The following is a 25,291-nucleotide window of genomic DNA, read 5'->3' as shown; positions in this document are numbered from 1 at the left end:
GGAAGTCATGCCGCGGTACCTGATCGAACGAAAGTACGCCGAGCGACTTGATGTCACCAAGGACGCTGCCACCGCGATCATTCGCATCAACGACGAGGAAGGGGTGAAGTGGCTCTTCTCGTTCCTCAGCGCCGACAAGATGCGGACTTACTGCCTGTACGAGGCGCCGAACGCCGAGGCGATCCGTATCGCCGCCCGCCGCGCTAGCCTGCCGGCCGACGCCATCATCGAGATCGACAGCGAAGTGCGGCCGGAGATGTTCGCCTGACGATTCGAGGCGTTGCTGAGCGCCTTGGCGGAGGTCGGCGCTGAGTGGGACCAGGTCTCGTGCTTAATTGATCCGCATGTCCGCAGCCTCGAAGAGTTGTCGGAAATCGTCGAGGACAAAGTAGGTGTTTTGCAGCTTGTCGATCTGGTAGGGCCGGCGCATCACCATGGTCGCCTCGAACGGCAAGCGCTCTACGCCGTCGCCGCCGATGGCGTGGCCGACTTCCTTGGCCGACGACAGGATCCCGGCACCGTAAATCTTGAGGCCCTGCTTTGTGTGGATGAGGCCGAATTCCACCGTGTACCAATAGAGGCGCGCCCACAGGTCGAGGTCCGGCCCGGCCTCGGCAGCGCATTGGCCGTAGCGCTGCATGAAGTCGGCAAAGATCGGATCGCTGAGCAGGGGCACATGGCCGAAGAAGTCGTGGAACAGATCGGGCTCGACCAGATAGTCGAGTTCTTCCCGCCCGCGAATCCAGACCGTCACCGGAAATCGACGATGGGCGAGATGATCGTAAAACGCCGCGTCGGGAATGAGACCCGGAACGCCAACCACTTTCCAGCCGGTCAGAGGCTCGAGGCGCGCATTTACGGCGGCGAAGTCGGGAATGCCCTCGCTGATGCTCAGCGACTCCAAGCCTTTCAGGAATTCCCCGCAGACGAAATCCCGGGCAAATCCGGTCTGGCGCGCGACGAGAAGGCGCCACACGGCCTGGTCCTCGTCCGAGTAGAGGTCGGCGGATTGAGGCACCGTCCAGTCCGGGCTGATGCCGATGTAATTGCCGCGAAGTCCGGCCACGGGAGCACGTGCTTGCATGACGTTCAATATGGATGGGAGGCCTCGGAGAATCCCGGCGAAGTTGGATCTCCTTGCCTCCAGTTTTGGTGATAAGCTGCAAAAATATGGCCTCTTGGAGAGAAAATGGCCGCTTTCGACGATATTGACAGGAAGATCATCGCAGTCCTCCAGAGCGAAGGCCGGCTGCCCATCGTCGATCTCGCAGATCGCGTCGGCCTGTCGCCGACGCCCTGCCAGCGGCGGGTCAGGCGGCTCGAAGAGGAGGGCGTCATCACCCGCTATGCCGCCCTCATCGCCCCGGCAGCGATGGGCTACGGGTTGCAGGCGCTGGTCGAGGTGACCCTGGACGACCACTCGGAGAAAACCGTCGAAGCGTTCGAGGCGGCGATCCGTGCCAGGCCCGAAGTGGTGGCCTGCTATGCGGTGACGGGCGACATGGACTTCCTGCTCCACGTCTTCGCGCCCGATCTCGCGACCTTCAGCGATTTTGCGATGAAGGCCCTGCTGCGCATGCCGGGTGTGAAGGGCTCGCGCTCGTCCTTCATCATGCAGGCCGTCAAGAGCGATCTCGCTTGGGCGCCGCTTCCCCGTCTAAAGTAGCGCAATCCCCTATCCGGAGTCGTTCATGCCCGTCGTGCCGCGTTCCCTCGAAATCCAGGGCGAGATCACCGCCATTCGCCGCGATATTCATGCTCATCCCGAGCTCGCCTACCAGGAGACGCGCACGTCCGACATCGTTGCCGCCAAGCTGGCCGAGTGGGGCCTCGAAGTGACCCGCGGCCTGGGCAAGACGGGGTTGGTCGGGACCTTGCGCAAGGGCAACTCGTTGCGCTCGATCGGCCTCAGGGCGGACATGGACTGCCTGCCGATGGACGAAACCAACGACTTCGAGCATCGCTCGCAGAACCCCGGCCGCATGCATGCCTGCGGCCATGACGGCCACACCGCGATGCTGCTCGGCGCTGCAAAGGTCCTGAGCGAGAAGCGCAACTTCGAGGGCGCGGTGCACTTCATCTTCCAGCCGGCCGAGGAGGGCGGCGGCGGCGGCAAGGCAATGATCGACGACGGACTGTTCGAGAAGTTCCCGTGCGATGCGGTGTTCGCGATCCACAACAAGCCGGGGGTGCCGCTCGGCCACATCGTGTCGCGGCCGGGCCCGTTGCTTGCAGCGGCCGACCGGTGGGACATCCGCATCACCGGCAAGGGCGGCCATGCCGCGCATCCGCACACCACATCCGATCCGATGATCGTCGGCGCCAGCATCGTGATGTCGCTGCAGACCATCGTCAGCCGAAACATCGACCCGCAGGACGCCACGGTCGTCACCGTCGGCTTCTTCAAGGCCGGATCTGCGTACAATGTGATCCCGGGCGAGGTCCATATCGGCGGCACGACGCGCACGACCACGTCGGAGAATCGCGCGCTCGCGCAGCGCCGCATCAAGGAAATCTGCGACGGCGCAGCCCAGATGTACGGCGTCAAGATCGAGGTCGAGCATCGGCCGGGCTATCCGCCGACGATCAACAACGCGGAGCAAACGAAGTTCGCTCTTGGTATCGCGGCGACCGTGTGCGGCGAGAATGGGGTGCGCGACAACGTCAAGCCGAGCATGGGCGCGGAGGACTTCTCCTACATGCTCGAGAAGGTGCCGGGCGCCATGGTGATGCTGGGCAACGGCGGCACGGAAGCGATCAACCTGCACAACTCGCGCTATGACTTCAACGACATGGCGATCCCGTTCGGCATCAGCTTCTTCGTGAAGACCGTCGAGAGCTTCCTCGGCGAGAAGCATGCGGGATAGGAGTCGGGATGGTCACTTGCGCACCGTGTCATCCCGAGCGTAGCGAGGGATCTATGGTGACCGGCATAGATCCTTCGCTGCGCTCGGGATGACACCGAGTTTGCGGTGACATAAGGACATGGAGTTCTTCCGGGTCTACGGTCGGGTGATCGGGCTGCTGCGCGACGAGCGGGGGCTGGCGATCGCGCTTGCCTTCGCCAATGTTGCCGTGGCGGCGCTGCAGTTTTACGAGCCTGTCCTGTTCGGCCGGGTCGTCGACCTGTTGTCCAACGCCAGGAACCAGACCAGCGAGGCCCTCTGGCACGACGCGCGGCAGCTCCTGATGCTATGGGCTGCCGTCGGCATCGGCGGCATCGTCGCCAACATCGTCGTGTCGCTGCAGGCCGACCGCATGGCGCACCGCCGCCGGCTGGGCGCCATGGCGCACTACTTCGAGCACGTGCTGGTGCTGCCGTTCTCGTTCCACAACACCCAGCATTCCGGCCGCCTGCTCAAGATCATGCTGACCGGCGTCGACCACCTGTTCGGCATCTGGCTCAGCTTCTTCCGCGAGAACCTCGCAACCTTCGTGGCGCTGTTCATCATGCTGCCGCTCAGCCTGTTCATGAACTGGCGGCTCGGCCTGCTGCTGATCGTGCTGATCGTCTTCTTTGCGGTCGCCAACGCCTGGGTGGTGGGCAGGACCGACCGGTTGCAGGCCCAGGTCGAGGAGTATCACAGCGAGCTCGCCGGCCGCGCCGGCGACGCGCTGGGCAACATCCATCTGATCCAGAGCTTCGTGCGGCTGGGCGCCGAGACCAGCGAGATGCGCCGCATCATCGGCCAGACTCTGGCGGCGCAGTATCCGGTGCTGAACTGGTGGGCGCTGCTCTCGGTGCTGACACGAGCGGCTTCAACGGTGACGGTGATCTCGATCTTCGTTCTCGGCACGTGGCTCTATACCAAAGGCGAAGCGAGCGTCGGCGAGATCGTGAGCTTCATGGGCTTCGCCACAATGCTGATCGGCCGCATGGACCAGGCCTCGGGCTTCGTCAGTCGCGTCTTCTTCCAGATGCCGGCACTGGCGGATTTCTTCCGCGTGCTCGACCACCAGTCGACCGTGCCCGACAAGCCGAACGGCAGGGATATCGGCCGCGCCAAGGGCAATGTCGATTTCGAGGACGTCAACTTTTCCTACGATGGCCGGCGGCCGGCGCTGGTCCATTTCAACCTGCATGTGCCGGCGGGCGCGACCGTGGCTTTCGTCGGGCCGACCGGCGCGGGCAAGAGCACGGCGCTGTCGCTGCTGCATCGCATGTGGGATGCCCAGTCGGGCATGATCCGGATCGATAGTGTCGACCATCGCGACATCAAGCTCGAATCGCTGCGCCGCAACATCGGCGTGGTGTTCCAGGATTCAACGATGTTCTACCGCTCGATCGCCGACAATCTGCGCATCGGCAAGCCCGATGCGACCCAGGCCGAGCTCGAGGAGGCGGCCAGGCTCGCCGAGGCGCACGACTTCATCGTGCGCCAGCCGCAGGGCTACGAGACGCTGGTCGGCGAGCGCGGCGCGACCTTGTCCGGGGGCGAGCGGCAGCGGCTGGCCATCGCCCGCGCGCTGCTCAAGAACCCGCCGATCCTGATCCTCGACGAGGCGACGAGCGCGCTCGATTCGGTGACGGAGGCGCGCATCCAGAAGGCGCTCAAGGTGCTGATGCAGGGCCGCACCACTTTCGTGATCGCCCATCGCCTGTCGACCATTCGAGATGCCGACCAGGTCGTCGTGCTGGAGCATGGCCGCATGGCCGAGCAGGGCAGCTACGCCGAGCTGATGGCCAAGGGCGGCGTCTTCGCCGGCCTCGTGGCCACGCAGAGGGCTGGCATAGAATCTGCCTGATATCCCCTTGGCGGGACCTGTGGGGCCGCCTAAGAGTCGCGCACAGGGAACGAAACGAGGGGATGACGATGAACAGGATCGCCAGGTGGTTGGGTGGCGCGGCCGCGATCGTGCTGGCCATGGGGATGGTGCCGGCCAACGCGCAGACGCCGATCAAATTCACGCTCGACTGGGTGTTCCAGGGCCCGACCTCGCCGTTCCTGGTGGCTCTCGACAAGGGCTACTACAAGGCTGAAGGGCTCGACGTCACGATGGATCCGGGCCAGGGCTCGGCCGGCGCGGTGCAGCGGGTCGCTACCGGCGCCTACCAGATCGGCTTCGCCGACGTGAACTCGACGATCGAATACAACGCCAAGAACCCGGGCAAGGAAGTGCTCTGCGTGTTCATGGCCTACGACTACGCGCCGTTCGGCGTCTATGCGCTGAAGAAGAGCGGCATCAAGGGACCGAAGGACCTCGAGGGCAAGAAACTTGGCGCGCCGGTGTTCGACGCCTCGTTCCGCCTGTTCCCGGCCTTCGCGAAGATCAACGGCATCTCGAAGTGGGAGCACGTCAACCTGACCCCGCAGCTGCGCGAGCAGAGTCTGGTGCAGGGCACGGTCGACTTCGTCTCCGGCCACTACTTCTCCTCGATGCTCGACCTCAAGGCGCGCGGCGTGAAGTTCGATGACATCGTGGCCATGCGCTATGTCGACTTCGGCCTCGACCTCTATGCCAACGGCATCGTCGTGTCGTCCGAGATGGCCAAGAACGAGAAGGCGGTGAAGGGCTTCATCGCCGCCACGATCAAGGGCTGGAAGGACGTGATTGCCGACAACAAGGTCGGCATCGCCGCCGCGAAGAAGAAGGACCCGCTGGTCGACGAGGCGCTCGAGACCGAGCGCCTGCAGATCTCGCTGCAGACCAACATCTTCACGCCCTGGGTGAAGGCCAACGGCATGGGCGACGTTGATCCGGCGCGTTTCGCCAAGGCGGTCAAGACGGTGTCCGATGCGTTCGGCCTGCCCGAGGCGCCGGCGCCGGACAAGGTGTTCACCAACAAGTTCCTGCCGCCCCAGGCCGACCGGATGGTCGCCAAGTGATCTTCCGCTGGGAGCGCGGCTCTCCAGAGCCGCTCATAGGGCGAGGCGAAGGAAGAGCGGCTCTGGAGAGCCGCGCTCCCAGCAACTGAGATGAGCTTCGTCGACCTCAAGGCCGTCAGCCTCACCTACCGTCTCGGCAAGGAAACGACGCTCGCCCTGGCCGATGCCACGATGGACATCGGCAAGGGCGAGTTCGTCGCCGTCGTGGGTCCGTCGGGCTGCGGCAAGTCGACGATCATGAAGCTGGTGACCGGGCTACTGCCCGCCACCAGCGGCGTGGTGACGGTCGCCGGCAAGCGGGTGACGCGGCCGATCAAGGGCGTCGGCATGGCGTTCCAGAACCCGACCCTGATGCCGTGGCGCACGACCATCGACAACGTCCTGCTGCCGATGGAGATCGTCGAGCCGCACAAGCGGCGCTTCCGCCGCCATCGTGCGGAGTACGTTGCCAAGGCGATGGCGCTGCTCAAGACCGTCGGCCTCAGCGACTTCGCCGACAAGTATCCCTGGCAGCTCTCGGGCGGCATGCAGCAGCGCTCCAACCTCTGCCGAGCGCTGATCCACGAGCCCGAGCTGCTGATGCTCGACGAGCCGTTCGGCGCGCTCGACGCTTTCACGCGCGAGGAACTGTGGGGCGTCATGCAGGCGCTCTGGCTGGAGAAACGCTTCACAGGCGTGCTGGTGACCCACGACCTGCGCGAGGCGGTCTACCTGGCCGACACCGTCTATGTGATGAGCCGCCGGCCGGGCCGCATTGTCATGGCGAGGACGATCGACCTGCCGCGGCCGCGTACATTGGCCTCGACCTTCGAGCCGGCCTTCGTCGACATCGTTCACGAGCTGCGCGACCGCATCCACCAGGAGCACGCGGCATGACCGACCGCACGCGTCGCATCGTCACCCTCGCCATGCCGTGGATGGCGATGGCGGTATTCCTGATCCTCTGGGAACTGGCCTGCATCGTCTTCGACCTGCCTGAGATCATCCTGCCGCGGCCGACCAAGGTGTTCGTGGTGTTCGTCCAGCGTATCGACATCCTGCTGGCGTTCTGCTGGGACACGCTCTGGACCACCGTGCTGGGCTTCGCGATCGCGATCGCGGGCGGCGTGATGCTGGGTGTGCTGATCGGCGCCTCGCCGCTGGTCTACGCGGGACTTTATCCGCTGCTGATCGCCTTCAACGCGGTCCCGAAGGTGGCGATCGTGCCGATCCTGATGATCTGGGTCGGCGTCGGCGCGCTGCCCGCCGTCATCACCGCCGGCGTCATCAGCTTCTTCCCGATCGTGGTCAACGTCGCCACCGGCCTCGCCACCATCGAGCCGGAGATGATCGACGTGCTCAACAGCCTAGGCGCCTCGCGCTTCGAGATCCTGCGCAAGGTCGGCATTCCGCGCGCCATGCCCTACCTGTTCGCCAGCCTCAAGGTCGCGATCACGCTGGCTTTCATCGGTTCGGTGATCTCCGAGACGGTCGGCGGCAACCGCGGCATCGGCTTCCTCATGCTGTCTGCCGGCGCGCGCAACGACACGGCCACCACCTTCGCCGGCCTGTTCGCCATCGCCATCATGGGCGTGGCCATGTACGCCGTCTGCGTGCTGGTCGAGAAGCGCATGACGCGCTGGGCGTTCCGCGGACAGCTCGTGAGCTGAGCCGCAACCTTCGACGCCTCCGGACGCTGATTTGCCGAGGCATTCTGGAGGTTTCACCATGTTTCGGTCAATTTGGGCAATGGTCGCCGTGGGCGTGATGGCTTGTGCGGCGGGCGGTGCCTGGGCCCAGTATTCGCCGATCCCGGACACGCGTGTGCCCGGCGTCGGCGGCAGCGACGTACGCCCTGGCTCAATGGGCGGCAGCCCGGCCGGCAGCGGCAGCGGGATAGGTTCCAACGTCGGCGCCGGCGCTACCGCCTCGCCGGTCGACGGCGATGCGAAGCCGCTTCCCGAGACGGCTCAGATGCCTGAACCCAAGCCGCTGATCGGCCTGTCGCGCGATTTACCACCGCGTTAGGCTGCTGCGTCGGTCTGGGCGTCGAAGAAGGCGTCCGGATCGTCGATCTCGGCCAACCGGCCGCGTCGGATCTCGATGAAGCGGGTCGCGGCCGTGCGCGTGAAGAAGCGGTCATGGCTCACGAAGACGCAGGAGACGTCCGAGCGTTCGAGCTGCTCCTCGAGGTCCTCCTGTCCTTCGATGTCGAGGTGGTTGGTCGGCTCGTCCAGAAGGTAGAAGTTCGGGCGCAGCAGCTTCATCTTCAGGAACACCAGCCGCGCCCGTTCGCCGTGGCTCAGTACGCCGATCGGCTCCTGTATCTTCGCGAAAGCGAAGCCGGCCTGCGCCAGGACCCGGACGGCGTCCTTCTCGTTGACGCCGTCGGCCTCGGACACGAAGTCGAGGATGGCCTCGTCGACCGGAAGGTCACGCATGCTCTGATCGAAATAGACCAGCCGGCAGGATGGGTTGAATCTCACCGGCGCCTGGCCGTCATAATGTTCGCGCGCCGGATCGTAGGCGGTGGCGATCGCCGACAGCAGCGTCGACTTGCCCGCGCCGTTGACCCCGAGGAGGGCGATGCGGTCGCCCGCGGCGATCGTGAGCCGGTCGATCGCGATCAGCTTGCGGCCGTCGGGCGTTTTCACCTCCAGGTTGGCCAGCCGCAACGCCACCTTCGCGTCGATGTCGCCGTCGCTGAGTTCCAGCCGCCGCTCGCGTGCGACATAGGTCTGCGTTCGTTCGGATTCGATGCGAGCGATGCGGGTCTCGACAGCGTTCTTGCGCTTGTTGAGATCGGGGTTCTTGACCGCCCAGACCTTGTAGCGGGCCGCGGCCTGCTCGAGCCTCTTGATCTCCTTCTCCTCGAGCCGGGCGCGGGCCGCCGCCGTGGCGTCGCGGCGCAGCAGCTCTTCGCGCGCGACGGAGAAGCGCGTCTTGAAGGCATGCACACCGTCACTGCGCAGGAAGAGGGTGCGCTCGGTTACCCGGTCGAGGATCTCGCGGTCGTGGCTGACGATCAGCATCGGGATGTCGAACTCGACGGTCAGCCAGCGTTCGAGCGTGTTGATGTTGGCGAGGTCGAGATGGTTGGTTGGCTCGTCGAGGATCAGGATGTCCGGCTTCTCGATCTTGGCCGCCGCCGCGATCAGCATCAGCCGCTGCCAGCCCCCGGACAGCTCGCCGAAGCGCTTGTCCAGGATCGCGGGCTCGATGCCGATCTCGTCCACCAGCACGTCGATGCGCCACCAGTCGTCGTCCTGGCCGACCCGCACGAGGGACTCGTGCAGCACCTCGCGGACCGTCTTGCTGGCGAGACCCTCGGGGACATCCTGAGGGACGCTGCCGATGCGCAGCCCGCGCGAGCGGATCACCTTGCCACCGTTGAGCTCCAGCGTCCCCGTCAGGCACTTCAGCAAGGTCGATTTGCCAGCGCCGTTCTCGCCGACGAGCGCGGTGCGCGCGTCGTCGAGCAGGAACGAAATGTCCCTGAAGACCCGGGCCGAGCCGTAATAGAACGATGCGTGCTCCATGCCGAGCACGGCGTGACGTGCCGCCATGACCGAAAGTCTCCCGCCTCCACCCTCCCCCGATGACGGGGAGGGGGAGCTATTCGGCCGCGGTCAGTACACCATCCCAGGCGACGACGCGACCGGCTTTCATCACCCATTTCCGGCGCGGGCGAGCGGCGACGGCCTCGGCGAGCGTTTCCGCCTCGACAGCCACGAGGTCGGCCGGGCCGCCGACCTTGATGCCGTAGTCGGGCAGTCCGAGCACACGGGCGGCGGCCTCGGTCACCATCTCGTAGGCGAGCTTGAGCTCGTGGTCGTGGCGGAAGTTGCCGCGGTAGCCGATCAGCATGGCGCGGTCGAGCATGTCACCGTTGCCGAACGGCGACCAGGCATCGCGGATGTTATCCGACCCGCCGAACACCTCGACGCCATGGGCGCGCAGCAGTGGTAACGGCGGCATGGTGCCGGCGCCCGGCCCGTGGCTCATGATCGCGATACCTGCCTCGGCCAGCGTATCGGCAGTGCGGGCGGTTAGGTCCGTCGGCACCGAGCCCAGCGCAAAGGCATGGCTGATCGCGACCTTGCCCTTCAGCCCGTTCGCGCGCGTGCGCTCGGCGATCGCCAGCATCTGGGCGATGCCGCTCTCGCCGCCGTCATGGAGGTGGATGTCGATGCCGACGCCGTGCCTGGCGGCAATCTCGAAGATCGGATCGAGATGGCCGGCGAGGTCGCCGTCGATCCCGACCGGATCGAGACCGCCCACGAGGTCTGCGCCCTGGGCCACGGCCTCGTCGAGCAGTTCAGCCGTGCCCGGCGAGCGCAGCAGCCCGCTCTGCGGGAAGGCGACGATCTGGATGGTGACGAGGTCACGGAAGCGCTCGCGGATGGCGAGCACCGCATGCAGGTTCTTGAGCCCGAGCTGGTTGTCGATGTCGACATGGCTGCGCATGTGCAGCGTGCCGGTCGCGACGACCTGCTTCACCAGGTTGGCGCCGGTCTCGGTCTCCGGGAGCGTGCGGGCGGCACGCACCTTGCGCTCCGCCTCTATGCGATCCGACACGGTGTTGCCGGCCGCCTGGTTCGGCACCCAAGGCAGGCCGAGCAGGGTCTTGTCCAGATGGATGTGCCCGTCGACCAGCGGCGGCAGGAGCATCACGCCCGGTTCGCTGGTCGTCGGCGGAAGGAGGGCCGCAACGCGGCCGTCCTCGATCTCGACGTCGTGCCTGCTGCCGTCGGCGAGCGTTGCGTTCTTGATAATCATCCGATCTTCGCGCGCGCGTCCTTGGTCGCGTCGAGAATTGACGTCGTGATCACGTCGTCCAGCTTGGGCGCCCCCGCCGTGAACTGCTTCAGCTCGTCGTAGAGCGTGATCTGGTCCTGCCACACCTTGGGATCGAACGCGCCCCAACCGTTGGCCTTGGTGTTGTCGTTGAAGGCGAAGGACAGCAGCACCTTGACGCCTTCGAGCTCGTCCGCACGTTTGAAGTTGGGATATTCCTTCACCAGCAGATCGACCGCCTTTTCCGGGTTTTTCTGCGTGTACTCGTAGCCGCGCGCCAGTCCCCTGAGGAACCCGGCGAGCATCGCGGGCTTCTTCTCCAGCGTATCCCTGGTGGCATAGAGCGGCAGCGCATAGAGCTGCACGCCGGCGTCCCACAGGCGGAGCGTGACCGGCGGCTGACCCAGGCCCTTGATCGCCGTCGTCGAGGTCAGCCAGCCGGTGACCGCGTCGGTCTGGCCGGTCAGCAGCGGCGCGAAGTCCGAGCCGATGACAACGACCTCGACATCCTTCTCCGGGATATTGTGCTTCTTCAGCAGCGCCGAGAGCAGGATCTTGCCGGTGGCCTGGATGCCGATCTTCTTGCCGACCATGTCCTGCGGCTTGCGGATCGGCTTCTTCTCGAGCGAGAAGAACGTGTAGGGGTGCTGCTGCAGCACCGTGGCGAAACACTTCACCGGGATCTTCTGCGAGGCCGCCAGCATGAGGGAAGGGCTCGAGGAGACCTGGCCGATCTCGTGCCGGCCGGAGGCCACGATCGCCACGCCGTCGATGCTGGGTCCACCCGGCTGGATCACGACATTGAGCTTCTCCTCCTCGAAGTAGCCCATGTGCTTGGCGGCGATTTCGCCGATATTGTTGTTGCTGGCGAGCCAACCGAGCTGGAGGTTGACCGTCTGGGTCTTGGCCTGGGCGAAGCCGCCCGATGGCAGGAGATTTGCTGCGGCAACCGCGGTGGCGGCAGACCCCGTGAGTAACGTGCGGCGGCGCATTATCGATCCTCCCCCAATTGTGTGGCCCGCGACGGCCACGATAGACTGCAGCAAGAGACGGACCGAATCGAGGCTCCCATGGCACAATCCTTCGACGTCCAGCCGGTCGACGCGTCTTTCGGGGCGGTGATCACCGGGGTCAGGATTCCCGAGCTCGATCAGCCGACCTGGCAGGCCCTGCACGACACCTGGCTCAAGTATGCTCTGCTGATCTTTCCCGGTCAGTTCCTGAAGAAGGACGAGCAGGTCGCCTTCGCCAAGCGCTTCGGCGCGCTCGAGTTCGAGATGGGCGCGGTCAGCAACGTGCGCGAGGACGGCACGCTCCGGGTCGAGGCCGAGGGCGACGATGTCGTGAAGATCCTCAAGGGCAACGAAGGGTGGCACGCCGATTCGACCTTCAAGCCGATCGCGGCCAAGGGCGCGGTGTTCAGCGCCGAGGTCGTGCCGACGATCGGCGGCCATACCGGCTGGGCCGACATGCGCGCCGCGTACGATGCCCTAGACGACGCGACCCGAACCAGGATCGCGCCGCTGCGGGCGTATCATTCGCTGCATTACAGCCAGTCGCGCATCGGCCACCGGCCGAAGGCGGGGACCGAGGATTATCGCCGGCTGGGCTTCGCCGGTGACGAGAACGTGCTGCGGCCGCTGGTGAAGACCCACCCCGACACCGGGCGCAAGTCGCTGCTGATCGGCCGGCATGCGCACGACATTCCGGGCCTGGCACCGGAGGAGTCCGAGGCGCTGCTGCAGGAGCTGATCGACTTCGCCTGCCGGCCGCCGCGGGTCTATCACCATGACTGGCGGCCGGGCGACGTCGTGATCTGGGACAATCGCTGCCTGCTGCACCAGGCGACGCCCTTCGACATGACCCAGCCGCGCATCATGTGGCACACGCGCATCGCGGGCGACCCGGTAAGCGAAGCCGCCGTTGGCTGAGACGGCGGTCTCCTGCGAGAAGGTCAGCGTCCGCTTCACCAGCGAGCGCGGCACCGTCACGGCGCTCGATAGCATCGATCTCGCGATCCCGCGCGGCAGCTTCCTGACGCTGCTCGGGCCGTCGGGCTGCGGCAAGTCCACCTTGCTGCGCGTGATGGCCGACCTGATCGCGCCGACCAGCGGCCGGATCTCCGTGCTGGGCGGCGCACCGCAGGCTGCCCGAGAAGCGCGCCAGATCGGCTTCGTCTTCCAGGATCCCGCGCTGCTCGCCTGGCGCACGGTGCTGGAGAATGTCTCGTTGCCGCTCGAGGTCGGTGGCGGCAGGTCGCTGACCGGCGCCCGCGCGCCGCGCGAGCTCTTGAGCCTCGTCGGGCTCGATGGTTGGGAGCAGGCCTATCCGCACGAGCTGTCCGGCGGCATGCGCCAGCGGGTCGCCATCGCCCGCGCGCTGGTCTCGGGCCCGCGCCTGCTGCTGATGGACGAGCCGTTCGGCGCGCTCGACGAAATCACGCGCGACCGGCTGAACGAGGAGCTGCTGCAGCTCTGGGAGACCACCGGTACGACCATCGTATTCGTCACCCACTCGATCTACGAAGCCGCCTTCCTCGGCCAGAGCGTGCTGCTGCTCGCGGCGCGGCCCGGACGGGTGCGCGAACAGGTGCCGGTCACGCTGCCCAGCCCGCGCCGGCTGGCGCAGCGCGAGACGCCGGAATTCACCTCGCTCGCCGGCCACCTGCGCCGCGTGCTGGAGACTTGCTGATGGCCAACCAGGCCGAACCGATGGCCCTGGGCGGGTTTGCCGAGGATGCCGAAGCCGACGCCCGCTTCCTCGCGCACAAGCGCTACCTCGCCTGGCGTCGTCGCCTGTTGCCGCTCGGCGCGGTGATCCTGTTCCTGCTGATCTGGTGGCAGGCGGTCGTGCAGTTCGAGATCAAGCCCTTCATCGCGCCCTCGCCGGTCGCGGTGGCGACGGTGCTGGTCGAGCGTTTCGGCATCCTGATGACCAATTTGCTGCCGACGGCGATCGAGGCGGTGTGCGGCTTCCTGCTCGGCAATATCGCCGCCATCAGCCTCGCGACCGTCTTCGTCTATCGCAAGACGGCGGAGGAGGCGCTGTTCCCGCTCGCAGTCATGGTCAACACCATTCCGGTAGTGGCCAAGGCGCCGATCCTGGTGCTGCTGCTGGGCAACGGCATGGAGCCGAAGATCGCCATCGCGGCGATCATCTGCTTTTTCCCGACCCTGGTGAACATGACCCGCGGCCTGCGCGACGTGCGGCCCGAGCAGCTCGAGCTGATGCGCATCCTGTCCGCCACGCCGCGCGAGGTATTCTTCCGCATTCGCGTGCCCAACGCGCTGCCCTATCTATTCTCGGCGCTGAAGATCGCCGCCTCGACGGCGGTGATCGGCGCGATCGTGGGCGAATGGATCGGCTCCAACGTCGGGATCGGCGCGCTGATCATCCAGGCGACCTACAACTTCGACTCGCCGCTGCTCTACGCGACCATTGTCGTCGGCTCGACCTTCTCCGCCCTGTTCTTCGGCGTCATCTCGCTCGCCGAACGCCGCATGCTGCGCTGGCACTCCGCGCACAAGGACTGAAGTCGCTCATGCTCTCCCGGACCACGAGCATGAGGAGACCGGAGGCTACTCCGCCGCGAGTTTTTTCGGCGCCATCGTCGTCGGCACCGGCTTGAAGTTACGTGTCGGCTTGGGAAATCCGCAGCTCGTGCCGTCTGTCACCTTGACCAGCTTCTCCCACGGCAGCTCGTACTTCCCGACCGCAAGATCGGCCATGTAGGTATAGGGGAAGTCGCGCGCGCCGCCCTTCACCGCGACATAACCGCGATGGCCGAACTGGTAGATGTTGTTCTCGACGCCCCAGTGGATGCGCGCCTCGTCGCACTGCCGGGGCCGCACCTCGCCGGTGATGATCTCGTCGGGGATGCCGTTGCCGGTCACGAGCGGCGTGCCGTCGTAGTTGACGATCATGCCTTCCCCCATCGAATTGAACGAGCCGTCGGAGCCGGCGAGGCAGACCGAAGCCGTGTACATCAGATTGCAGAAGGCGTTCGACTGGTTGGTGAAGTGCCAGCTTTGGCGGATCGGCGCAGTGTATCCCGCCGTGCGGATCATGATGTTGGCGCCCTTGTAGGCACTCTCGCGCGCCATCTCGGGGAACATGCCGTCGTGGCAGATGATCAGCGCGATCTTCGAGCCGTTCGGCCCGTCGCACACCGGAATGCCCAGGTCGCCCGGCTCCCAAGGCTCGACCGGCACCCAGGGATGCATCTTGCGGTAGTAGAGCTGGATTTCGCCCTTGTTGTCGATGATGAGGCCGGAGTTGAAGGGATTGCCGTGTGGATTGAGCTCCATGATGGAGAAGCAGCCCCAGATGTCATTGGCGATGCAGGCGCCGCGGAAGTGCTCGACCTCCGGCCCGTCGAGCCGGCACATGATCTCCGGGTTGGTGTCCATCGACAGGCCGTGCAGCGAATATTCGGGGAAAACCACCAGATCCATGGTCGCCATGTTGCGGCGCGCCTTGGCGACCAGCGAGCAGATGCGATCGGTCTGCCGTGCGAGATCCGCCTTGGTGACGACGACGGGACTCTGGATCTGCACCAGCCCGATGACCACGCCATCGGGCGCCTTGTTGAGTCCGCCAAGCCCGCTCACTTGCTTCCTCCGCCGGTTGATTTACCGGCGGGAGAGCAAAGGGCGTGCCACACGCGCGCATCCCCATAAGGGCGTTGTCGATCGCCGTGCTCGAAGAAAAAGGCGCCCGCGAGGGGCGCCTTCGTCGTGAATGGGCAGGACGGTCGGTCGACCGCCCCAATGTTCCTGGCTGGGAGTCCTCAGCGGATGATCTTGACGTTGATGGCGGTCTGCTGGCTGTAGACCGTCACCACGTCCATGCTTGGCCTGAGGCTCGCCATCGCTGCCTTACCGCTCGCCGAGACGATGCGGGGCATTTGGATGATTTCGCCGGAGTCGGGGGCCGGCTTGTCGAGCTCGCCACCGGTGTGGCTGTCCGATCGCCTGCCGGCGCAGTGCACACATGCCGAGCCCCACCAGCTGTTCACCAGATCACTGGTCACCCCGTCAGACTGCAACTGAGTGACGATCAGACACGGCGGGACCTTGCGGTCCCGCCGTTGCTGCTACATCCGCCGATGTTAACGGATGATATGGATCTTGAGTGCCGTCTGGACACTATACACGAAGGTCGCCAGTTCGCCGGCCTTGAGCTGCGCGAGCGCCGCCAAACCAGCCGCCGTGCGAATCTGCGGTAGACGAATGATCTCGCCACTATTGGGTGGCGGTGCATCGGGTTCGCCACCGACCGCATTGATGATGTCCACTGCGCCCACGTCGGGATAGGTCTTTACAACCATGCCTTCTAACGTGAACAGGCGGACAACCGGCCGGCTCCCGACGACGCCCTCGAGGCTGGCGCCCTTGTCGACCATCGCCTTCGCCTGTGCCCTGACCTCCGGCGTGGTCTTGGCGACCAGGAAGTCGACATAGTCGAACCACTGGATGTCGACAGTCTGGCCAACCTTCAGCTCTTCGTAGGAGTTCGACGCCGCGCCACCACCGCTCGTGGTCTTAGCGACTAGGTCGGAGGCCTTCATCTTGACGCGGCCCAGGTCCGGCCAGACCACGACCAACCCGCGAGTCGCGGGATCGAGGCTGTGGATCGTGCCCCGCTTGAAGTTCTGATAGGCGTTGGGGATGGAGAGGTCGGTTGTCGTGCCCGCAAATGACTGGGCCGCCGCCGGAAGCGTCAAGCCAGTCATCGCGACCGCCCCCACGGGTGCCAGTGCCAAGAGCTTTGCCATGCTGCGACGTGTGATCTTGTTCATCGTTCCCTCTCTCAGGTGGTCCACACCCATCATCTACCGAGCACTTCAGGAAAACGGGTCCCGTTGGCCTTGTGTCGCTCCGACGGTCAACGGTCCAGCCCTTCGTTGCGCCGCGACGCCTAGCTTTCTACCGAAGGTTCGACAGGGCAAATTGATCTGGGTCAAAAGGAGAGAGAATCTCACTCATGAGGAGAGCCCCATGAGCCGGCGCCGCCGCACCGGGCATCGGAGCGCGGCACGACGGGGCGATATGGCGGGTGCTCGGGCAAGTCCACCGCCGCAGCGCCGCACGCACGCGAGGGCGCGTGCGGCCTGCCCCTTGGGTTACTTGTCCGCGTCCACCCCGACTTCCTTGCGGAAGCCGTTGACGGCGGCGCGGGAGGCGAGCGCCATCAGGCCGGAGTCGTTGGCGATCGTGCAGAGCTGAAAGCCCATGCCGAACGCGCGCGCGGCGTAGCTCGCGGTGCCGTTGTGGATGCCGGCGAACTGTCCGCGCTTCTTGCACGCAGCCGTGAGCTTCTCGTAGATCTTGAGCACCTGCGGCTCCTCGCGGTCGAGCCGTGGCTCCAGGCCGAGCGACAGGCCGAGGTCGGACGGGCCGACATAGATGCCGCTGATGCCCGGCACGTCGAGGATGGCGTCGATGTTGTCGATCGCCTCCTGGGTCTCGATCATCGGGATGATCAGCACCTCGTCGTTGGCCGTCTTCTGGTACGGCGTGGCCGAGCCGTAGGCGCCGGCGCGGATCGGCCCATTGCTGCGCTTGCCCTTCGGCGGATAGAGCGAATAGGACGCCAGCGCCCTGGCTTCGGCAGCGTTGTTCACCATCGGGCAGATCACGCCCCACGCGCCGCCGTCGAGCACCTTGCCGACGATGCCGGGCTCGTTCCAGGGAACGCGCACCAGCGGCGTGATCGGATGCTTGTCCATCGCCTGAAAGCAGGCGACCATCGAGTGATAGTCCTGCACGCCGTGCTGCATGTCGACGGTGACGCTGTCCCAACCGCACTGCGCCATGACCTCGGCCGAGAAGCCGCTCGGGATGGCGAGCCAGGCATTGACGCAGGCCTTGCCCGCTTGCAGGCGCTTCTTCAGCATATTCGACGACATATCGGCGTTTCCTTTTCCGTCCTTGATGGAGACGGCCGGATCATAGGCAGGCCGATGCCCGTCGTCAGCCTTTGACTGCGCCTGCCGCCAGCCCCTCGACGATGTACTTCTGCAGCAGGATCACCAGGATCACGGTGGGCAGGAGCGCCAGCAGGCAGATCGCCATCATCAGGTTGAAGAAGACGAAGACGTCCCCGACCAGGCTTGCGATCACCACCGGCAGGGTCATGAAGTCCGGCCGCGCATTCAGGATCAGCGGGATCAGCAGCTCGTGCCAGGAAACGATGAACATGATGACGCCGCAGGCTGCCAGCGCCGGCGTGGCGAGTGGCAGCACGATGTGCACGAAGGCCCGCAGCCGCGTGCAGCCGTCGATCCGCGCGGCCTCCTCGAGCTCTGCCGGGATGGAATCGAAATAGGGGGCGAGGATCAGGATGGCGTAGGGCAGCAGGAAGCCGGTCTCGGCGACGATGACGCCGCTCAGCGAGTTGATCTGCCCGAGCGAGCGCATGACGATGTAGAGCGGAATCATCAGCACGATCGCCGGCACGAAGCGCGACACGATGTTGGCCTGCAGCAGGAACAGCGTCCATCGGTAGCGCAGGCGCGCAATCGTGTAGGCCGACAGGGCGCCGAACAGCAGGGTCAGGATGGTCACCGACGCCGACACGATCAGCGAGTTGCCGAAGGCGCGATAGAACTTCTTGATGTTGTCGGGCAGGTAGGTGTTCTGCTCGAAGATGCGTCCCTTCTGCTCGCCCTGCGTCAGGATCACGACGAAGTTGTCGGGGATGACCTCGAGCGGCAGGACGCGGCGTGTGTCGGCCTGAAGGGCCTTCTCCGACTGGACGCTGCCGATCAGCACGGCGGCCAGCGGCAGCAGGATGACGGCGATCACCACGAGGTTGGCGACATGCAGGGCGAGCCGCGCCGGGCGCGAGAGCTTGAACATCAGAGCTGCACCCGGCGGTAGACGGCGCGCAGATAGACCAGCGCTATCGCCGCGATCATCAGGGCGAGGATGAAGGCCGAGGCGGCCCCCATGCCGAAGTTGTTCGGCGGCGAGAAGGTGATCTTGTAGCTGTACCATGCCGCGACCCAAGTGGCGTCGCCCGGCCCACCCTGGGTGATCGCCAGGATCTCCTCGAACACCGCGAAGGCGAAGGCCGTGCGCAGGATCAGGATGATGGCGATGATCTGCTGCAGCATCGGCAGGGTGATCTGGCGGAAGCGATGCCAGGCATTGGCACCGTCGATCGAGGCCTGCTCGTAGAGCTCGCGCGGGATGCCCTGAAGGGCGGCGTGCACCAGGATGATGGCGAAGGGCAGGGTGCGCCAGATGTAGGGAACGCTCACCGCATAGAGCGCGGTGCTCGGGTTGCCCGCCCAGTTCACCGGATCGTCGATCAGGCCGAGGCTGAACAGGATGCGATTGAGGAAACCGAACTGGAAGCTGTAGAGGAACGACCAGATCAGGCCGTTGCAGATCGGCGGGATGGCGTAGGGCAGCAGGATCAGGAACCGCGTGACCCGCGAGGTCCAGACGCTCGTCTGGTTGATCAGGAGCGCGATCGCGATCGCCAGAACGACCTCGCTGATGACGGTGATGGTGGTGAACAGCAGCGTGTTCTTGATCGCCACCCAGAACAGCGGGTCCTCGAGCACGCGGCCGTAATTCTCCCAGCCGCTGAACGGGAACTCGCCGCGCCGGAGCTGGGCGAGCCCGACCTTGTGCACCGAGAGATAGCCCGCATAGATCACGGGATAGGCCAGCACCGCGCCCAGGAAGAGGAGCGATGGCAGATTCATCATGAAGGCAAATTGCCTGGCCGACAGCTCGCCGCGGAATTTCATTGGACCGTCGGCCTCATCGGAGCGCGCCACTCCAGTGGCGCATCATGATCATGAGCGCCACTGGAGTGGCGCGCTCCTCCGAGCATAAGCATCACACCTTGCGCTTGGCGTCGGCGATGCCCTTGATCAGGTTGTCGCAGCAGGCGTCGGGCGTGATCTGGCCGGTCAGGCACTTCTGGACCTCGATGTTGAGCTGGTCGGTCCAGGGGAAGTGCCAGGGCTGGTAGATCGAGGAGCAGACCTCGGCGATGTAGGCTGACTTTTCCCAGATCTTCAGGATTTCCGGCACGTCGCCCCACGGCGCCCAGCCGGTCTTGATCACGTCGCTCTTCATCACCGACTCGTAGCCGGAGCCCAGCATGGCGTCCTTGGCGAGATTGATCGCCTGCGTGTAATTGCCGTCCTTGGTCTTGCCGCCGAGATACTGCAGCAGCTTCCACGCCCATTCCTTGTTGCGGTTGGCCGTGCACAGGAAATAGACATGCGCGTCGGCGATCGTCTTGCCGTCGCCCGGCGAGCCCAGCACCTTGACCTTGCCGGCGATCGGCGACTGCGCCGGATCGTTCGCCACATTCAGCCCATAGTGATGGTTGGGACCGCGATAGAGATTCTTGCCGGCGCCGAATGCCTTGGCCGAAGTGGTGAACTGGACCTTGAGCGATTCGGGATCGGCGATGTCGAGGCCCTTCTCGAAGGTGTTGGCCCACCATTTCAGCGTCTCGCGCGCGACCGAGCCGGGCCCCAGCATGTGATTGCCCTGCTTGTCGAAGAAGGTGCCGCCGCGGTTCCAGGTCATCTGGTACCAGGTGCCCGGAAGCTGCTCGAGTCCGACGCCCGCGACCCACAGCACGGGATAGCGCGAAACGCCGTCCTTCTTGGCCTTGACGCAGTGCTCGATGAACTCCTCGTAGGTCGAGAACGGCTTGTCGAACTTCAGCTTTTCCAGCATGTCGCTGTAGTAATTCCAGACCCAGGCCGTCGCGAAGTAGGGCAGGCCCATCAGCTTGCCGTTCACCATCGCGACCTGCTTGGTGAAGGGCGTGAAGTCGGCGGCGTATTCCTTGGCGCCCGGCATGTCGTCGAGCGGCTCGACGAGGCCCTGGCTCACGAAGTTGGGGAAGGAGAAGGGCGAGGATTGCGACACGTCGATCTTCTCGCCGGCGGCATACATCGTGGCGAGCTTGGTCGGATGGTCGTTGAACGAGGAGATCGTCGAATCGACCTTCACGCCCCAGTCGGCCTCGAACTGCTTGGAGATGCGGGCGTAGATGTCGCCGTAGGTCCAGACCACGAAGTTGAGCTTGTCGACCTTGCTCTTCGGTGGCTGGCTCCAGGGACCCGCGCCCTGCCCGAATGCCGCTGCCGGGCCGAGCAGGCCGAGGCCCGCCGCGCCGCCCAGCACTCTACGCCGGCTCAACTCCCACCTGGACATGAAATCGTCGGTCATATGGTCCCCCTCGGCACACGGCTCTGCAAAAAGCGCGCCGCTGTGGTAGAGGCGAGCCTATGACTCTTTTGGCGTTGGCGACAGGGCGCCTTGGCGTGGATCTCGCTCCGGCCTCGGGCGGAGCGGTTGCGCGATTTACTGTCGAGGGCGCCGATGTCCTGCGGCCCATGGCGGCGGCCGATGTCGCGTCAGGCAGGGGAAACAATGCGGCTCTCTACCCGTTGGTTCCCTTCTCCAATCGCATTCGGGACGGGCAACTGGTCTTTGAGGGCGAGCAGTTCCACCTCATCCGCAACTGGCCGGGCGTCGGTCATCCGATGCATGGCGACGGCTGGGCGCAGGCGTGGGAGATCGTGCGCCAAGACGGCGTGTCGGCCGAGATCACCTACCTGCATGAGCGCGCCGGCGAGATCGGCGGCTGGCCCTTCCGCTATCGCGCACGGCAGTCGTACCGGCTGGACGACGACCGGCTGACGATCCGCATTTCCCTCGAGAACCTCGAGGATTGGGCCGTGCCGGCCGGCATCGGGTTGCACCCGTTCTTCGTCCGTGATGCCGACACCGAACTCGCCTGCCGCACACAGGCGGTGTGGCGGACCGATGCCGAGGTGCTGCCGGTCGAGCGCATCGCCGTGCCGGCGGACTGGGATTTCAGTGCCGGCCGCAAGGTCGATAGCGTTACGCTCGACAATTGCTTCGACGGCTGGGACGGGCGTGCCGCGATCGTCTGGCCGCGGCGTCGCCTGCGGCTCCATCTCGAGGCGACGGTCCCGTTCCGCCATCTCGTCGTCTACGTTCCGCCCGGCCAGACGTTCTTCTGCGTCGAGCCGGTGAGCCATGCCAATGGGCAGGTGGGTCTTTCGCCGCTCGGACCGGGCGGCACCCTGGCCGGCGAGGTCGTCTTTCGTCTCTCCAACCTGTGAGGGGGTCATGCCTGAATTCGCTTCCTATCCGAGCCTCAAGGGCCGCATCGTCTTCGTCTCGGGCGGCGGCTCGGGAATCGGCGCCTCGATCGTCGAGCACTTCGCGGCGCAAGGCGCCAAGGTGGGTTTCGTCGACATCAACGAGCCGGCTTCTAAAGAGATCGCCGGCAAGACAGGCGCGCTGTTCCTGAAGTGCGACATCCGCGACGTGAAGGCCTACCAGGCGGCGATCGGCGAGGTCGCGGGCAAGCTCGGCACCATCACCGTGCTGGTCAACAACGCCGCGCACGACGAGCGGCACAAGCTCGAGGACGTGACGCCGGAATTCTGGGACGACCGTATCGCGGTCAACCTGCGTCATGCGTTCTTCGCCATCCAGACAGTGGTTCCCGGCATGAAGCAAGCCGGCGGCGGCTCCATCATCAACTTCAGCTCGATCAGCTATCACACGATGACCGCCAACCTCTCCGTCTATCAGGCGGCGAAGGCGGCAACGATCGGCATGACGCGCGGCCTGGCGCGCGATCTCGGCGTGCACAGGATCAGGCTCAATGCGATCACGCCGGGCTGGATCATGACCCAGCGCCAGATCGACCTGTGGCTGACGCCGGAGGCCGAAGCCGACCTGATGAAGGCGCAGGTGCTCAAGGAGAAGGTCTACCCGGCCGATATCGCCCGCATGGCGCTGTTCCTCGCGTCCGACGACAGCCGGCTGATCTCCGCGCAGAACTTCGTCGTCGACGGAGGCCGGATGTGAGCGTCGATGCCGCTTCGTGGCCGGCCAAGGCCTACCGCTTGTGGCTGCACGAGATGAAGCTCCTGTTGCCGCCGACGATCTATTTCTTTTGCGCCTTCAACCTGATCGTCTTCACGACCAATCTGCTGACCCGGAGCTATTTTCTCGCGCTGACGAACTTCCTGACGGCGACGGCTCTTGCCCTGCTCGTCGGCAAAGCGGTGCTGGTGGCCGACAAGTTCCGCGCCATCCATCGCTTCCAGCACGCGCCGCTGATCAAGCCGATCCTCTACAAGACGCTGTTCTATGGTCTCGTGGTGATGCTGTTTCGGATCATCGAGCAGCTCGTCCATTTTTCCTTCGACGCCGATGGCTTCCGTGTTGCGCTCAACGAGGCCGTCGAAGCCTTCACCTGGCATCGCTTTGCCGCGATCCAGATCTGGCTGTTCACCTGCTTCCTGATCTACGTTACCGCCGCGGAGCTTTCCAAGGCGCTCGGACCGGGCAAGCTCAGGCAGCTGTTGTTCGGTCCGCGCTAAGGGCGTGGCACGGCTCTTGCTGCCCGCCGATCGATCAGGAGGAAACGATGAGCGCACCGCTATTCTTCATGGCGCCGGGTGCGCCGACACCTGTCGCGCCGTTTAGTCACGCCGTCGAGGTCGACGGCTGGTGCTTCGTCACCGGCCAGATGCCGACCGATCCGCACGACGATTCCAAGCCGCTGCCGCCCGACATCGAGGGCCAGACCGTGCGCGTGATGGAAAACCTCAAGATCGTGCTTGCCGGCCTGAAGCTCGGGCTCGAGCACGTGATCGTCGCGCGCGTCTACATCACCGACTTCGAGGTTAACTATCCGCGCATGAACGCGGTCTACGCGAGCTATTTTCCGGCCGACCGCCGGCCGGCGCGGACCTGCATCGGCGTCACCGGCCTCGCGCGTGGCGCGATGGTCGAGATCGACCTGCTCGCCAAGCGTTGATCCACGAAGCGCACGCCGAGCAGGCGGACAGCGATGTTTGCCGGCGGCACTCGTCGCCAGCGGCCACGTTCTGCCGATGCCTGGCGAGCACATTGCGCAGAGCGACTTCCTTCGAAGGCAACGGGTGCACGCCATCGCGGTCGGGGGCATCTTCCTCATCTGACATCTCAGAGGGAACCGCCATGCGCAAGCAGGCGCGATGGATGATGGCAGTGTTGGCCGCCATCCTTGCCTTTCCGGCCGCCGCACAGGACTGGCCGACCAAGCCGGTGAAGATCGTGGCGCCGTTCGCCGCCGGCGGAAATGTCGATGTCACGGCACGCATCGTCGCGGAGAACCTGCAGCCACTGCTCGGCCAGCCGGTCATTGTCGAGAACAAGACCGGCGCAGGCGCGATGATCGGCTCGGAGGCGGTCGCGCGGGCGGCGCCCGACGGCTACACGCTGCTGATGACCTCGGCGTCGCTCACCAACAGCCCCGCCCTGTTCGGCCGCTATCCCTACGACTGGCAGAAGGACTTCGCCTTCATCACCGCCGTGTCGTTCCAGCCGCTCGTCGTACTGGTCAATCCATCCAACCCGGCGAAGGACTTCAAGGCGTTGCTCGATGCCGCGAAGCGCGAGCCGGGCAAAGTCACAATGGGCACGGCGGGAGCGGGATCATTCACCCACCTCGCCGGCCTGCTGCTGGAGCAGCGCACCGGCGTGACGTTCGAGGCCGTGCATTATCGCGGCACGGCACCCGGTCTCGCCGACCTGATGGCGAACCAGATCGCCTTCCAGTTCGAGCCGATCGCAACGGCGCTGCCGCTGGTCAACGACGGACGGCTGAAGGCGCTGGCGGTGACCTCGCTCGAACGCGCACCGAGCCTGCCAAACGTGCCGACGGTCGCCGAGTCGGGTGTGGCGGGCTACGAGGCGATCAACCTCCTCGGCTTGATCGGTCCGGCCGGGATGCCCGCGCCGGTGATCGAGAAGCTGAGTGCGGCGATGAAGAAGGTATTGGGCGATCCCAAGGTGGTGGAGAAGTTTGTCGGGCTCGGCACGGAAGCACGCTTCACGACTTCACAGGCCTTCTTCGAGATCATGCGCACCCAGGCCGAGACCTGGATTCCGGTGATCCGCGCGGCCAACCTCAAGCTGCAGTAGTCGTCTCGATCCAGCCGGTGAGCAGCGCCGCCAACTCGTGCGGCTTCTCGAGCGGCGCCATGTGGCCGCAATCCTCGATCACCTCGAAGCGCGCGTTGGGCAGGTGCTTCGCCATGCGCTCGGTCTCCTCGAAGCTGCGCAGCCGGTCCTGGCGGCAAGCGACGACGAGCGAGGGGCAGGTGATGCGCTCGAGGTCGGCATAGCCGTCCTTGCGGATCAGGGCGGATTGGCGCGCCCGAACCTCGGGGCCGAGCCGACGCTGCATGTCGCGCATGCGGTCTAACAGCACCGGATCGCGTTCGCGCTCGGGATGCAGGCCGAGCGCCACGCCGGGATTGGCGCGCTTGAGCCGGTCGCCGGGCAGGGCGCCTTGCAGCCGCCGCGCGTGCTCAGCTTCGCTATATTCCCGTGCCGAGCTGGCAACGAAAGCCACGCCGGCCACACGCTCGGGAGCCATCAAGGTCAGCACTCGCGCCACGAAGCCGCCCATCGAGAAGCCCACCAGCACGAAGCGCTTGGGCGCTTCGGTCAGCACGCGACGGGCCATGCCTTCCAGCGTATCGTCCTGATAGACGTTGCCGTAGTGGAGGGGCCCGAGCTTGCCGAGATCGGGCGCCACGTCGCGCCATAGATCGCTATCGCACATGAAGCCGGGAAGCAGGACGAGATCAAGCATGGGCACTCTGAAGG

Annotated in this window: 28 protein-coding genes; 16 read left to right on the top strand and 12 right to left on the bottom strand. The window is 65.4% G+C overall.

All coding sequences use genetic code 11. From position 1 onward, the window contains the following. Window positions 1–7 precede the first annotated feature (7 nt). A complete protein-coding gene (locus ACQY8M_RS36995) occupies window positions 8–268 on the top strand; it encodes a DUF4242 domain-containing protein (protein ID WP_428667324.1) in 261 nt (86 codons plus the stop codon). 63 nt (window positions 269–331) lie between these two features. On the opposite strand, the gene phhA is transcribed toward ACQY8M_RS36995, so the two are convergent. Further along, complete coding sequence (phhA, locus tag ACQY8M_RS36990; RefSeq protein WP_428667322.1) at window positions 332–1,084, bottom strand: phenylalanine 4-monooxygenase; 753 nt, start codon at window positions 1,082–1,084, stop codon at window positions 332–334. Between the two features lie 105 nt (window positions 1,085–1,189). On the opposite strand from phhA, the gene ACQY8M_RS36985 reads away from it, so the two are divergent. From ACQY8M_RS36985 to ACQY8M_RS36955, 7 genes are all read left to right on the top strand, one after another. Beyond that, window positions 1,190–1,666, top strand: coding sequence for an Lrp/AsnC family transcriptional regulator (locus ACQY8M_RS36985; protein ID WP_428667320.1), 477 nt, complete (start codon window positions 1,190–1,192; stop codon window positions 1,664–1,666). A gap of 25 nt (window positions 1,667–1,691) precedes the next feature. Then, the gene (locus tag ACQY8M_RS36980; protein WP_428667318.1) at window positions 1,692–2,867 is read left to right on the top strand and encodes a M20 aminoacylase family protein; all 1,176 of its coding nucleotides are present in this window, start codon (window positions 1,692–1,694) and stop codon (window positions 2,865–2,867) included. A 118-nt stretch (window positions 2,868–2,985) separates the two neighbouring features. After that, entirely contained in the window at window positions 2,986–4,746 is a 1,761-nt protein-coding gene (locus tag ACQY8M_RS36975) for a glucan ABC transporter ATP-binding protein/ permease (RefSeq protein WP_428667316.1), read from the top strand. A gap of 68 nt (window positions 4,747–4,814) precedes the next feature. Further along, entirely contained in the window at window positions 4,815–5,828 is a 1,014-nt protein-coding gene (locus ACQY8M_RS36970; protein WP_428667314.1) for an ABC transporter substrate-binding protein, read from the top strand. A 90-nt stretch (window positions 5,829–5,918) separates the two neighbouring features. After that, complete coding sequence (locus ACQY8M_RS36965; protein ID WP_428667312.1) at window positions 5,919–6,704, top strand: ABC transporter ATP-binding protein; 786 nt, start codon at window positions 5,919–5,921, stop codon at window positions 6,702–6,704. Beyond that, window positions 6,701–7,477 (top strand): ABC transporter permease, encoded by a 777-nt coding sequence (locus ACQY8M_RS36960; RefSeq protein ID WP_428667310.1) that lies wholly within the window; start codon window positions 6,701–6,703, stop codon window positions 7,475–7,477. Before ACQY8M_RS36965 ends, ACQY8M_RS36960 begins: the two co-directional genes overlap by 4 nt. 58 nt (window positions 7,478–7,535) lie before the next feature. Next, the gene (locus ACQY8M_RS36955; protein ID WP_428667308.1) at window positions 7,536–7,835 is read left to right on the top strand and encodes a hypothetical protein; all 300 of its coding nucleotides are present in this window, start codon (window positions 7,536–7,538) and stop codon (window positions 7,833–7,835) included. Here the strand turns inward: ACQY8M_RS36955 and ACQY8M_RS36950 are convergent. From ACQY8M_RS36950 to ACQY8M_RS36940, 3 genes are read right to left on the bottom strand one after another with little or no spacing between them, the layout of a single operon-like run. Beyond that, entirely contained in the window at window positions 7,832–9,373 is a 1,542-nt protein-coding gene (locus ACQY8M_RS36950) for an ABC-F family ATP-binding cassette domain-containing protein (RefSeq protein WP_428667306.1), read from the bottom strand. The genes ACQY8M_RS36955 and ACQY8M_RS36950 overlap by 4 nt on opposite strands. A gap of 49 nt (window positions 9,374–9,422) precedes the next feature. After that, window positions 9,423–10,586, bottom strand: coding sequence for an amidohydrolase family protein (locus tag ACQY8M_RS36945; RefSeq protein ID WP_428667304.1), 1,164 nt, complete (start codon window positions 10,584–10,586; stop codon window positions 9,423–9,425). Next, window positions 10,583–11,596: an ABC transporter substrate-binding protein gene (locus ACQY8M_RS36940; protein ID WP_428667302.1), complete on the bottom strand. Its 1,014-nt coding sequence runs from the start codon at window positions 11,594–11,596 to the stop codon at window positions 10,583–10,585. Before ACQY8M_RS36940 ends, ACQY8M_RS36945 begins: the two co-directional genes overlap by 4 nt. A 78-nt stretch (window positions 11,597–11,674) precedes the next feature. Between ACQY8M_RS36940 and ACQY8M_RS36935 the strand changes: the two genes are divergently transcribed. Genes ACQY8M_RS36935 through ACQY8M_RS36925 form a run of 3 tightly spaced genes read left to right on the top strand, consistent with a single transcriptional unit; the run spans window position 11,675 to window position 14,137 of the window. Then, on the top strand, window positions 11,675–12,535 hold the full coding sequence (locus ACQY8M_RS36935; protein ID WP_428667300.1) for a TauD/TfdA dioxygenase family protein: 861 nt from the start codon (window positions 11,675–11,677) through the stop codon (window positions 12,533–12,535). After that, on the top strand, window positions 12,528–13,295 hold the full coding sequence (locus tag ACQY8M_RS36930; protein ID WP_428667298.1) for an ABC transporter ATP-binding protein: 768 nt from the start codon (window positions 12,528–12,530) through the stop codon (window positions 13,293–13,295). The genes ACQY8M_RS36935 and ACQY8M_RS36930 overlap by 8 nt, the downstream gene beginning before the upstream one ends. After that, window positions 13,295–14,137, top strand: a complete 843-nt coding sequence (locus ACQY8M_RS36925; protein ID WP_428667296.1) for an ABC transporter permease — start codon at window positions 13,295–13,297, stop codon at window positions 14,135–14,137. The genes ACQY8M_RS36930 and ACQY8M_RS36925 overlap by 1 nt, the downstream gene beginning before the upstream one ends. Window positions 14,138–14,182: 45 nt before the next feature. Here ACQY8M_RS36925 and ACQY8M_RS36920 read toward each other — a convergent pair whose 3' ends face one another. From ACQY8M_RS36920 to ACQY8M_RS36890, 7 genes are all read right to left on the bottom strand, one after another. Further along, window positions 14,183–15,214, bottom strand: coding sequence for a formamidase (locus ACQY8M_RS36920; protein WP_428667294.1), 1,032 nt, complete (start codon window positions 15,212–15,214; stop codon window positions 14,183–14,185). Window positions 15,215–15,393: 179 nt separating this feature from the next. After that, window positions 15,394–15,636, bottom strand: a complete 243-nt coding sequence (locus ACQY8M_RS36915; RefSeq protein WP_428667292.1) for a hypothetical protein — start codon at window positions 15,634–15,636, stop codon at window positions 15,394–15,396. Window positions 15,637–15,714: 78 nt separating this feature from the next. Then, window positions 15,715–16,404 (bottom strand): hypothetical protein, encoded by a 690-nt coding sequence (locus tag ACQY8M_RS36910; protein ID WP_428667290.1) that lies wholly within the window; start codon window positions 16,402–16,404, stop codon window positions 15,715–15,717. A gap of 324 nt (window positions 16,405–16,728) precedes the next feature. Continuing rightward, window positions 16,729–17,514, bottom strand: coding sequence for an HpcH/HpaI aldolase family protein (locus tag ACQY8M_RS36905; RefSeq protein WP_428667288.1), 786 nt, complete (start codon window positions 17,512–17,514; stop codon window positions 16,729–16,731). A gap of 64 nt (window positions 17,515–17,578) precedes the next feature. After that, window positions 17,579–18,466 (bottom strand): carbohydrate ABC transporter permease, encoded by an 888-nt coding sequence (locus ACQY8M_RS36900; RefSeq protein ID WP_428667286.1) that lies wholly within the window; start codon window positions 18,464–18,466, stop codon window positions 17,579–17,581. Next, the gene (locus ACQY8M_RS36895; protein WP_428667284.1) at window positions 18,466–19,368 is read right to left on the bottom strand and encodes a carbohydrate ABC transporter permease; all 903 of its coding nucleotides are present in this window, start codon (window positions 19,366–19,368) and stop codon (window positions 18,466–18,468) included. Before ACQY8M_RS36895 ends, ACQY8M_RS36900 begins: the two co-directional genes overlap by 1 nt. A gap of 91 nt (window positions 19,369–19,459) precedes the next feature. Further along, window positions 19,460–20,815, bottom strand: coding sequence for an extracellular solute-binding protein (locus tag ACQY8M_RS36890; protein ID WP_428667282.1), 1,356 nt, complete (start codon window positions 20,813–20,815; stop codon window positions 19,460–19,462). Window positions 20,816–20,910: 95 nt separating this feature from the next. Here ACQY8M_RS36890 and ACQY8M_RS36885 point away from each other — a divergent pair, with 95 nt between their 5' ends. From ACQY8M_RS36885 to ACQY8M_RS36865, 5 genes are all read left to right on the top strand, one after another. Continuing rightward, window positions 20,911–21,738 (top strand): aldose 1-epimerase, encoded by an 828-nt coding sequence (locus tag ACQY8M_RS36885; protein WP_428667280.1) that lies wholly within the window; start codon window positions 20,911–20,913, stop codon window positions 21,736–21,738. Window positions 21,739–21,745: 7 nt separating this feature from the next. Next, a complete protein-coding gene (locus tag ACQY8M_RS36880; RefSeq protein ID WP_428667278.1) occupies window positions 21,746–22,495 on the top strand; it encodes an SDR family NAD(P)-dependent oxidoreductase in 750 nt (249 codons plus the stop codon). After that, window positions 22,492–23,013: a hypothetical protein gene (locus ACQY8M_RS36875; protein ID WP_428667276.1), complete on the top strand. Its 522-nt coding sequence runs from the start codon at window positions 22,492–22,494 to the stop codon at window positions 23,011–23,013. The genes ACQY8M_RS36880 and ACQY8M_RS36875 overlap by 4 nt, the downstream gene beginning before the upstream one ends. 47 nt (window positions 23,014–23,060) lie before the next feature. Continuing rightward, window positions 23,061–23,453 (top strand): RidA family protein, encoded by a 393-nt coding sequence (locus tag ACQY8M_RS36870; RefSeq protein WP_428667274.1) that lies wholly within the window; start codon window positions 23,061–23,063, stop codon window positions 23,451–23,453. A 182-nt stretch (window positions 23,454–23,635) separates the two neighbouring features. Continuing rightward, window positions 23,636–24,601, top strand: coding sequence for a Bug family tripartite tricarboxylate transporter substrate binding protein (locus ACQY8M_RS36865; RefSeq protein ID WP_428667272.1), 966 nt, complete (start codon window positions 23,636–23,638; stop codon window positions 24,599–24,601). Here the strand turns inward: ACQY8M_RS36865 and ACQY8M_RS36860 are convergent. Further along, window positions 24,588–25,277: an alpha/beta fold hydrolase gene (locus ACQY8M_RS36860; RefSeq protein ID WP_428675595.1), complete on the bottom strand. Its 690-nt coding sequence runs from the start codon at window positions 25,275–25,277 to the stop codon at window positions 24,588–24,590. The genes ACQY8M_RS36865 and ACQY8M_RS36860 overlap by 14 nt on opposite strands. Window positions 25,278–25,291 lie beyond the last annotated feature (14 nt).

Origin of the sequence: Reyranella sp. (assembly GCF_965279465.1) — a bacterium.
GTDB lineage: Bacteria > Pseudomonadota > Alphaproteobacteria > Reyranellales > Reyranellaceae > Reyranella.
This window is presented reverse-complemented; position numbering and strand designations above follow the sequence as displayed.